This is a genomic window from Nitrospiraceae bacterium (genome assembly GCA_035623075.1).
Lineage (GTDB): Bacteria > Nitrospirota > Nitrospiria > Nitrospirales > Nitrospiraceae > DASPUC01.
The window spans coordinates 169,384-179,176 of record DASPUC010000049.1; the positions used below are offsets into that span (position 1 = coordinate 169,384).

12 protein-coding genes are annotated in these 9,793 nt (G+C 54.7%); 2 read left to right on the forward strand and 10 right to left on the reverse strand.

The window, feature by feature from the left end; translation table 11 throughout:
• Positions 1-9 precede the first annotated feature (9 nt).
• Positions 10-615: a 2,3-bisphosphoglycerate-dependent phosphoglycerate mutase gene (locus tag VEI50_14905; GenBank protein ID HXX76417.1), complete on the forward strand. Its 606-nt coding sequence runs from the start codon at positions 10-12 to the stop codon at positions 613-615.
• A gap of 430 nt (positions 616-1,045) precedes the next feature.
• Here VEI50_14905 and VEI50_14910 read toward each other — a convergent pair whose 3' ends face one another.
• The 4 genes from VEI50_14910 to VEI50_14925 form a co-directional block, all read right to left on the reverse strand.
• Complete coding sequence (locus VEI50_14910; protein ID HXX76418.1) at positions 1,046-1,393, reverse strand: hypothetical protein; 348 nt, start codon at positions 1,391-1,393, stop codon at positions 1,046-1,048.
• 518 nt (positions 1,394-1,911) lie between these two features.
• The gene (locus VEI50_14915; protein ID HXX76419.1) at positions 1,912-2,934 is read right to left on the reverse strand and encodes an ATP-grasp domain-containing protein; all 1,023 of its coding nucleotides are present in this window, start codon (positions 2,932-2,934) and stop codon (positions 1,912-1,914) included.
• On the reverse strand, positions 2,931-3,992 hold the full coding sequence (locus tag VEI50_14920; GenBank protein HXX76420.1) for a putative zinc-binding metallopeptidase: 1,062 nt from the start codon (positions 3,990-3,992) through the stop codon (positions 2,931-2,933). Before VEI50_14920 ends, VEI50_14915 begins: the two co-directional genes overlap by 4 nt.
• Positions 3,993-4,141: 149 nt before the next feature.
• The gene (locus VEI50_14925; GenBank protein ID HXX76421.1) at positions 4,142-4,651 is read right to left on the reverse strand and encodes a hypothetical protein; all 510 of its coding nucleotides are present in this window, start codon (positions 4,649-4,651) and stop codon (positions 4,142-4,144) included.
• Positions 4,652-4,719: 68 nt separating this feature from the next.
• Between VEI50_14925 and ttcA the strand changes: the two genes are divergently transcribed.
• Entirely contained in the window at positions 4,720-5,592 is an 873-nt protein-coding gene (gene ttcA, locus VEI50_14930; protein ID HXX76422.1) for a tRNA 2-thiocytidine(32) synthetase TtcA, read from the forward strand.
• 100 nt (positions 5,593-5,692) lie between these two features.
• Here ttcA and msrA read toward each other — a convergent pair whose 3' ends face one another.
• The 6 genes from msrA to VEI50_14960 form a co-directional block, all read right to left on the reverse strand.
• On the reverse strand, positions 5,693-6,256 hold the full coding sequence (gene msrA / locus VEI50_14935; GenBank protein ID HXX76423.1) for a peptide-methionine (S)-S-oxide reductase MsrA: 564 nt from the start codon (positions 6,254-6,256) through the stop codon (positions 5,693-5,695).
• Between the two features lie 123 nt (positions 6,257-6,379).
• A complete protein-coding gene (locus VEI50_14940; GenBank protein ID HXX76424.1) occupies positions 6,380-6,709 on the reverse strand; it encodes a PilZ domain-containing protein in 330 nt (109 codons plus the stop codon).
• 36 nt (positions 6,710-6,745) lie between these two features.
• Positions 6,746-6,904, reverse strand: coding sequence for a hypothetical protein (locus tag VEI50_14945; GenBank protein HXX76425.1), 159 nt, complete (start codon positions 6,902-6,904; stop codon positions 6,746-6,748).
• 269 nt (positions 6,905-7,173) lie between these two features.
• Positions 7,174-7,506, reverse strand: a complete 333-nt coding sequence (locus VEI50_14950) for a PilZ domain-containing protein (GenBank protein ID HXX76426.1) — start codon at positions 7,504-7,506, stop codon at positions 7,174-7,176.
• 98 nt (positions 7,507-7,604) lie between these two features.
• A complete protein-coding gene (gene pal, locus VEI50_14955) occupies positions 7,605-8,246 on the reverse strand; it encodes a peptidoglycan-associated lipoprotein Pal (GenBank protein ID HXX76427.1) in 642 nt (213 codons plus the stop codon).
• Positions 8,247-9,692: 1,446 nt separating this feature from the next.
• Positions 9,693-9,793: integrase core domain-containing protein (locus VEI50_14960; protein ID HXX76428.1), on the reverse strand; the 101-nt coding region annotated here is incomplete at its 5' end.

The following is a 9,793-nucleotide window of genomic DNA, read 5'->3' on the forward strand; positions in this document are numbered from 1 at the left end:
GAGGCGTGGATGGCTCGGCTGATTCTCTTGCGTCATGGCGAATCGCAGTGGAACTTGGAAAACCGCTTCACCGGTTGGGTCGACGTGCCCCTCTCACCTCGCGGCATTCAGGAAGCCAAGAATGCCGGGGAAAAACTGCGCAGCTTCACGTTCAATCGAGCGTTTACGTCGGTCCTCACTCGCGCCATTGAAACTCTCCGTCTGGTGCTCGAGGCCATCGGTCAGACGAACATCCCTATCGAAAAGGACAAGGCCCTCAACGAACGGATGTACGGGGAATTACAAGGATTGAATAAGGCCGACACGGCGAAGAAATACGGTGATGAGCAGGTGAAGATCTGGCGGCGCAGCTACGACATACGTCCACCGGGGGGTGAGAGTCTCAAAGACACGGCCGATCGTGTGTTGCCCTACTACGAGAATAAAATCAAACCCTGCGTCCTCAAGGGCGAGACGATCTTGATCGCCGCTCATGGGAACAGTCTCCGGGCCTTGGTCATGCAACTGGAACAACTGTCGAAGGAGCAGGTCCTTGAGTTGAATATTCCGACAGGGGCGCCGTTGTTGTATGAATTCGACAAGAACGGGATAGTGGCGAATCACCGCTACCTCTAGCAAACAACTGAACAGCGTTGTCTTGCAGGGTCGTGGTCACTCGAGAGAGTCAGGTGATTCGACGCCAAGAAACGAGCAGACTGCGGAAGCAATCGACTCGATTGGAGGACATTGAACGGCGAGACGAATCAGGATCAGCGACCAGAAAGGTGGACGGGAAAACGTATGCCAACATGCGATGGCAAGACCTCACCCCGTCTTCATGCGCTTCAATGTGACACGCGTCTGTATCCCTGACGCTGATAAGCTTCGATGCAATCCCGCTCGCGTTGGTACACAATTTCTGCACGTTGATTTGTATCATCTTGACTGCATTGTACGGTCTTGCCGGTTTCCGGGTGGCGCAGGATCACAGGGCCGGTGCAGCCAGCGAGGACAGCCACAGCCCCACTCATGGCGAGTACGGAGATGGCAGAGCTGTGTCGGGCCGTCACTTGCCTCCGCTCGCCCCCGAGTCATCGCTTGGGAGAATCGGCACGCACTTGAACATAATAAAGTGGGATTTCTTCGGGTCCTTCTTCCCGGTCACCCAATACACGCCCACCTCGTCCCCCGGCACCATGCTGTCCCCAGGACCAATCTGGGTGCGCCTGAAGGTTTGCACCAGGACCATCACGTGTCGCTCGCAGGCAGGGAGCTCTGAGGGAGGACTTGAGAACCATCCGTTAAAGTTCGAGATGGCGACAAATTGCTCCGGCTGCTCCGCCGCAAGAGCAATCGGCCTCACCGTTGCGAAGAGCGCGAGCGTCACGAGCGCGAGTCCACTTAGGTATCTCATTTACGTCCTCCTGGTCTTCTTCCACCCAGTCCGCAATCGAATCGTTCGGCCCCGGTACGCGGTACGCTTCTCTTTCTCGTAAGACCTGCTCTCTCTGGTAAGTCCACGCGCGATCAGCGACTCCACGGTCACCTATGGCTCGCCTTCGGCACACGGCGGGGCCGGTCAACCAGCTGACGGTCCAGCATGACGGTCATCCGCATTTTCCGTCTCGTCATGGACGTATAGCTCATTCATCGGAGCGAGCACATGATCTGTAGCCCGCGCACCAAGGCTCCGCGGATCGGGCGGAGAATACCACAGACGACGAACGTACGCTGCCGGGCATGTGATCGGCGCCAGCAGCCACCCTGTACAGCCCGCTGGTTTGCCGCATGTCGACACCGTTCCGACGCGCTCTGTGATGCGTTGCGATAGAAAAACAATTTCCGGGGAAAGCGACTCAAGTCTGGTAATCAGGCAACGGCCTGCTCCGCTTGTTTCACACGGTGGCCTGAGGTTACGTGTGAGCGCTTGGCTTATGCAGCTTTCGCGGGCTGCCAGCGAAGGCCGATAGCGAGCAACTCTTGTAATAGGTCCTTGTAAGAATAGCCGGCTCGCTCGGCTGAATCGGCGAAGTCTTCGTCGTGGGCTATTTGAGGATTTGGATTGGCCTCGAGGACATAGACGTTCTCCTGTCCGTCCATGCGGAGATCAATTCGGGCATAGCCACTGAGGTCAAGGGCACGATACACTCGCTTCGCGAGATGTTGAATTTCTTCAATCTTCTGTTCCGGTAAATTTTTTGCTTCTTCCGAGCGAATCCCGTATTTCTCCTGATACTTGCGGCTCCACTTGACTCGCTCGGTGGCAATCCTCCGGGCATCGTCCGGAAGCCTATCCATGATCAGTTCCCACACTGGAAATGCATGCAGATGTCCATTACCCATCAGACCCACATAGAATTCCCGGCCCTCGATATAACGCTCGATCAGAGCGCTGGTTCCGACGCTGTTATGGATAAACGCGACTCGTTCTTTGAGCCGCTCATCGTCCTGGACGATCGAAGCTTGTGAAATACCCAGTGACGCTTCTTCCGTCACTGATTTGACGATCAGAGGAAACGAGAGCCGGGACGGCCGCTTCACGAGACGGCCTTGCGGCACCACTGTGAACTCCGGAAATGGGATGCGATGGAATGAGAAGAGCTTTTTCGACAGGACCTTGTCGCGAGCCAGCATTAATCCTCGTGGATTACAGCCGGTGTAGGGCACGCGAAGCAATTCGAGATAGGACACGACGTTCTGGTCATAGACCGCGACTCCATCGAATTCTTCCAAGAGGTTGAACGCAATATGAGGCCGCCACTCTTCCACTGCCGCACGAATGACGCCCAGATCGCTCTTGACGCCCAGTGGCTTCACGTCATGGCCCAGCTTGCGGAGCGTCGACACGACATCATACTCCGTCTTCCACTCAGCCATCTCAGGCTTTCGTCCAGAACGAGGATCCGGCGGAACAAGATCCTCGTGCATGAGGACAAGGACGCGCAGTCGTCTCATACCGCCACCTTGTGCCTGCCGCTTCGAAGATAATTCATCGTGTGGACGGTCAGCAGAATCGTATAATCCAGCTTGGCCTGTTCTTCCGGTATCGGCAGGCGTAAGCCCAACTCACGGCAGCGCTGGATCATGTCCTCCAGCACCTGATCGATCGTGTATTGATATTCTCCGGTCCACCCAGCAACCTTGCGGCGGACCTCCTTGCGAAAGCGTTTCAGGAACGTTGCGGCCGGCATCCTATCGGCATGCGCTGGCGCATCCGAGAAGAGTCGTTTCAAGTCTGGATCGTAGAAGGAGGGGCGCTCCACGCCATAATGACTTCTCTTTCGGTCATAATGTTCGCGCAGCGTTTTCTTGATCGTCTGGATCGGGTCAACCTCTTCCTTGGTGACCACTTTGGGCGGCATATCCGCCAGACTCTTTAGAAGACCATCCAGATACTGGAGTTTTTTTAACACCGGCCAGCCCTTATACCGATCGATCCATGTACTATCCGGCGTCAGCCACACGGCAAACGTTTCGGCAAAATCTTCGTCAGGATGGCTTTGGGCATACCAGACGTCCAGATGACGCACGAAGCTCCGGCTGTAGGGACGGGGCCTGTAATATTGCGGATAGGGTTGAGACGATTTTCCAAAGACCTGTTGGCGACTTCGCAAGCGACGAATCCGGTAGGCGTTTTCAATTGCATGGCCTGCCTCATGCCTTAAGATGCGCATACACCATTCCGGCGTACCGCCTTCGACTTCCAACATCTGCGCGAGTTCGAGTTTGACGAGTCGAGGATGGGCGAGATAGAAAGGCACGGCGATGCCGGGCACACCATCCGGCGTGAACCATTCGTTGGAGATCCAGAAGTGAGGACGGAACCGTAAGTGCTTGGCTTCAAGCTCCAGATACAGCTGTTCGATCTGTTTCGACAAGAATCCGCTTTCGAGACTCACCCCAAGCCGGCACATGGGGAGATCCAACAGCTTCTCATCTGGCCAGGAAGCCCATTCCGGCTCTGATTGCCGGGACTCCACTCCCGGAAATCCGTGCAGTGACGTTCGCTGCATGTCCGAACCCCTCGAGTGTCTGAGACGTTCGCCGCTCTGAAAAAATATAGCATGCGATCATGCGGGACCATCAAGACGCGTCAGGCGATTGGATGCCAGGTCGATCGCAATGGAGAAAAATTGTCTCTTCCGTCCAAGAATGGACTCGATCAGCCCTTTGGAAGAGATAAGCGGATGTGAGGAAGCTTGGACAGAAACGAGGGGATGTCCTTCCAGATCATATCGATGACCGAGGATACATACATGCGCGCCTGATTGAGGTCCTGTTCCCAGTTCGGATGGGCCTCGTGCAAATCCAAAATCGGCTCGTCCCGACCATAGCAAATTTGTTTAAAGAGTGGCGCGTCGATCCCAAACTCCCGGTGGATAAACGTTTGATGATCGTGACTCATGGCCACAATCAGATCAGTCTGTTCTAGCAACTCCTGCGTCAATCTGCGCTGCACATGAGTGGACACGTCGGCACCCTTCTCATGAAGACAGCGCAGGATCCAGGGATGAACAGACTGCGGTTTGGCCTCAATACCCGCCGATCCGACCAGATAGCGATTACCAGGCTTAAGTTGCAGTTTTGTCGCATACTCAGCGACGACGCTCCGGAAGATATTCCCGGTACAAACAAAGAGAATCGAAAGCACCGGTCTATCACTGGGCTTCATAACAGTCTCCACCGAATGTCCGTACAAGGATCGACAGTTACACGATCAGCCGCGTACAATACCACCGGATGCAGATCCCAACCAAACGGATGCCGTCACTGTCCAAACTCGATGAGGCCACCGAGCAGCTGCAAACCCGCCTGCTTCGTCTCGTCGGCCAAACCATCGCCGAGTATGGGCTGATCGAGGATGGCGACAAGGTCATGGTGTGCGTCTCGGGTGGGAAAGACAGCTATGGCCTGCTCGATCTCCTGCTCGTGCTCCAACGGCGGGCACCGATTCGCTTCGATCTCGTAGCGGTGAATCTCGATCAAAAGCAGCCCGGCTTTCCTGCCCATATCCTCCCCGAGTACCTCACGGCGGCGGGAATTCCCTTCCACGTCGAGCAACGAGACACATACTCGATCGTCAAACGGCTCATTCCTGAAGGACAGACGACTTGTTCACTCTGCTCACGCCTACGTCGTGGGCACCTGTACCGCGTTGCCTCGGAGCTGGGTGCCACCAAGATCGCGCTCGGTCACCACCGCGACGATATTCTTGAAACGCTCCTCTTGAATTTATTCTACACCGGAAAACTGAAGACGATGCCGCCAAAACTCCGTTCGAAGGACGGGCATCATCTTGTTATCCGCCCTCTGTCAGCCGTACGAGAAGCTGATCTCGCTCGCTATGCCGAATTGCGTTCCTTTCCAATCATCCCATGCGACCTCTGTGGCTCTCAAGAAGATCTCAAGCGGAAGCAGATAAAGGCCTTCCTGTCCGAATGGGAACAACGTTCGCCCGGATGCGCGGACAGTATGTTTGCGGCCTTATCAAATGTCGCACCGGCACTGTTACTGGACAAACAGCTGTTCGATTTTGATTCGCTGCGCAGCTCACAGCACGTTGAGGGAGACGAAGACGCCTGGTTGGATCACGATCCTGAGGCTCACGCGTGAGCCTCAGGATAATTCACAAACAACTTCTCTCTTGCAGTGTCTAATCACACGGACAAGCCGCCTGCAGGTTGTTTCGTCGGTAAGACCTCCCGAAGGGGAATCACGTCTTCAATTTCGAAGCAAAGTGCTTGCGGAACTTCACGACCTTGGGGCCAACCACGGCGGTACAGTAGCCTTGGAAGGGATTCCGAGCAAAGTACTGCTGGTGGTAGGGCTCAGCTTCGTACCAGGTTCCGGCTGGCGTCACTTCTGTGACTAGAGGACTGCTATAGATTTGTTCCTTTGTCACTGTCTCAATGACTTTTTCTGCCATCTGTTTCTGCTCGAGAGAATGATAAAAAACGGCGGACCGATATTGTGTTCCGACATCATGACCTTGTCGATTGAGCGTCGTCGGATCATGAATCACAAAGAAGACCTCGAGCAGTTCCCGAAAACTGATGATGGCCGGGTCGAAAGTAATACGCACAGCTTCGGCATGGCCGGTCTGACCACTACAGACCGCCTCATAGGTCGGATTGCCGGTGTGGCCTCCGATGTAACCGGATTCCACCGATATGACACCCTTGATCTGGTCATACACCGCTTCTAAGCACCAAAAGCAGCCGCCAGCGAGGGTCGCCGTTTCGTGCCGAGGTAGAGAAGTTATCGTCGACGGATTCACCGTTACCTCGTTCGTTATTTTTGCCGGGATCTCTGGATCCTTGCACCAATCCTGGCGGCGAGCCAAAGGTGCTCATGCAATCCGTTCCGAGTCCGTCGAGACCCGGACCGTCGGTGCTCCATCTCAGGCATGTCCTCCCTCTTCGAGTTCCTCGAAGGCATCAATTAATTCTTCTAGGTCGTCTCGACCTTCCGCATCGACTGCGAGAAATTCGATTCCAAACGTATCCTCGTCGACCCAACGGACCAAAGCCTGATCAATTAGCAGCGGCTCTTCTTCCCCGGGCACCATCAGTCGGACTCGAATTTGTTTTCCGGGGAATACATCAATCCCGCTTTCAATTCTGGCCCCACCGAGGGAGAGATCAAGGGTGACACCCTCAACTTCATGGGAATTCCCCAATAGTAGGCTCTTGAGGTGGGCCGGAACTCGACGGTGCTGCCGCCTCTCCATCAAGCCCACGGCTTCCCTACTCGGCCGACAGAACCCCTATTCTTCGTCTTCTTCAATGTCCTCGATCCCCTCATAGCTGATTTCTGAGAAGGCCGCAGCAGCTTTCTCACATGCGGCTTCCACCAACTCTTCAGCCTCTTCTGCTGAATCGGCATGGACGACAAACTTCACCGTGATCGCATATCGTGAATCCACTGCTCCTCCTTCGTGTCCGTTACTTCAACACAAGCCCCTAAATAGCAGACCGCGTCGTCTTCGTTCCTCATGATGCGAAAGCGACCTCCGATCCAGCGGCAGAAATAACGCCATCCAGGCAGAGTGAGGAATACGCCTCTCATCACGAGAAATCAACCTGCGACTTGTCCCCAAAATATGTTCCTGGTTACATCACAAGGGCTGCAGGGAACCCCGGAGGATAATGACCTAAAGTTCTTTTGGAGCGATCTATCGGAGAGTTTGAGTCTTCACTTCGGCGCGACTGGGTTGAGTTCGGCTTCGAGGGCCTTTACCAAGTTATTCAGCTTGGCTCGCTCTTCTGTCCTCATTTTCACAAATGCGACACCAAAGGTGTTACCTCGCACCCATCGCACCTGAGCTTCATCGACTCGGAGGGGCCAATCAAGACTCGGAGCATAGATCCGACACTCAAACGCCGCACCAATGACGACCGGTATGTCAGTTTCGATTCTGCATCCGCCGGAGGATAGATCAAGTGTCCGCCCATTCCCTTCCCTTTGCCCTCCAGAGAAAGTGCTTCGAAACTGTGCGGTGAACCGCGGTTGCGCGCGTTTTTCCATCTTGACGCTCCTCCTCCATCACGACATCCATGAAACAAAGAACCCCGGCGCCTCTGCGGAAAGTGCGCCGGGGCTCACTGACATCCCTAGTTATGCCGTCATTTCTTTTTTACGGACAGTAACACGTGTCCGCGGCGGTTCTGCTGATAGCAGGCTTCGTCATGTTCGGCACAGAAGGGTCTCTCCTTCCCATATGAGATGATAGCGATTTGCTTCGGGGCCACTCCCATCTCGACCAGATAGCTCCTCGCAGCCTTGGCTCGCTTTTCACCGAGCACGAAGTTGTATTCGCCCGTCCCTCGCTCATCACAATGTCCCTCAACTTTCATCACCGCACCAGGGTGAGCCTTCAGCCATTCCGCATCTCGATTCAGGGCGTTCATGCCAGAATCTGAAATCACCCATTGATCATATCCAAAAAAGACATCTTGAAGCCCCGCTTCAATCGCGGCCTTTTCTTCTTTAGTGAGTTCCGCACGTTGCCTTTCATTCATTCCTGATGAAGACACCGCAGCGATTCCACCGCCACGTTGCAACCGTTCTTCAGAGGGGTTTTGTGAAAATCCGCTCAGCTCTCCGCTGGATCCTCCCCCAGATATCGTGGGGAACTGTGAATTCCCCGATTGTCCGGCTTCCGTCTCCCCATCGGATTGCCACCACTTGGAACTGCACCCCTGTCCAGCAAGGAGAACCAAACCTATCACTGCAATGACGCCTGATCTGAATGTTTTTCCGTACATGGTTCCTCTCCAATTCCTTTCGGTGAATAATCTGATGCAACAAATATAGCACCAGAAGCGAAAACCCGCGGGTAGCAGAGCCTCCGGGGTTTATCAAGAAATATTAAAGAGTTAGGAAGATATGCGAGCACTGAGCTGGGTCTGGAAGGTAAGGAACGGCTCTACTAGGGTCTAAGGAGTAGGACGATCTGACGAGCCTGCTAGGAATGAGCGGATCTACGATCAGCCCAACGAATGGGGCGCATGAAAGTCCCCAGAGCCGCCAGCGCACATATGAACGCGAGCATGGCAAAACCCACCAACAAGAAAAAACCACCTCTGACGTCGTGGAGGAAAACCGGGTTCATGGGATATCCCTCCTCTGGTAAATCTGTCGACTATCCGCTTTGCCATCCGCAGGAACAAACCCACCGACTTATGGGATCGTGCTTCGTAAGCCAACGCCCACAGGAGGGACAGTGCCTTGTCCAGGCCAGTCGCTCTTCGTGACCGTTAGACCGTCCGTCTAGGGTGCACACAATCTCTGACTTAAATGATAGCACCGTCTCAAACTCCATCATTTATCTTCTGCGCATTTATAAGGTTATCGTCGAGGAATTGAGGAGTCTATGCAGCTTTGGTGGGGGAGCCGACCCATCGAAGCAGGTAAGGCGCTATTCGCAAGATATTGATAATACAGCGCCTATGAAGATTTCACCGAAAAATAGCAGGAAGGCTTGGTGCGCCCGGCAGGAATTGAACCTGCGACCTGCGGGTTCGAAGGCCTTTAAGGTGATTGTTCGTAACTCCCTGATCTTGCGTCTGGTCGACCGCTTTTAACTACGAGTCTGGGTACTTAGTGGCATTCTGGTTCGTGCAGTTGCTTCTAGTTGGTTATCGTCGTTTGAGCAATCTTATAACACAAAAATAGCACAGCGATGAAATGAGAGAGTCGGCTCCGGTCTCTTTCCGCTCTGGTTGGTCCGACCCTCAGAGAGGAAGTGGACCCGCTTTAAGGGGGGAGGTCAACGCGGAAAGCAGTCAGGCCTCCATTACTCCACTCGTACGGAGGAACTGTTCGGCCGCGTGATCGCGTTACTCACACGTGCACCGTTGTGCTTCTAAAGGCCGTCTCAAGACAGTGTCGCAGCGAGACCGTCAGACTACCGCTTTTTAGTTGTTCGACGGTGCCGATTCTTGGTCGTCGTTCTCTTGCGGCGCTTCAGTGGCTTGGGTCGGCGAATCCGAATGGGTTTGGGCTGGAAGAGCGGCCCACCAATAGCGTCTTCAGCGATTTCGTGGGCCAGATGGAAGTGCTCAGGCTCGGTGGAAGTCTTTTTGGTCTTCTTGGGCATAGGGCTATCATGCCATAGACAATCGCTAGAGTCACGAGTCCTCGGCGTCGCATTGAGCCCGTGCCGACCAGTGTTGACCTGCCCCCTGTAGTTGTACCACTTGCAATGTGACTCACGCGCACCGTGGCGCGATGGCTTCCGGTGCCGGCGGACGATAGCCCAGGGCGCTGTGGGGCCGAATCCGGTTGTAGGTCTGCCGCCAGCGCTCCACGA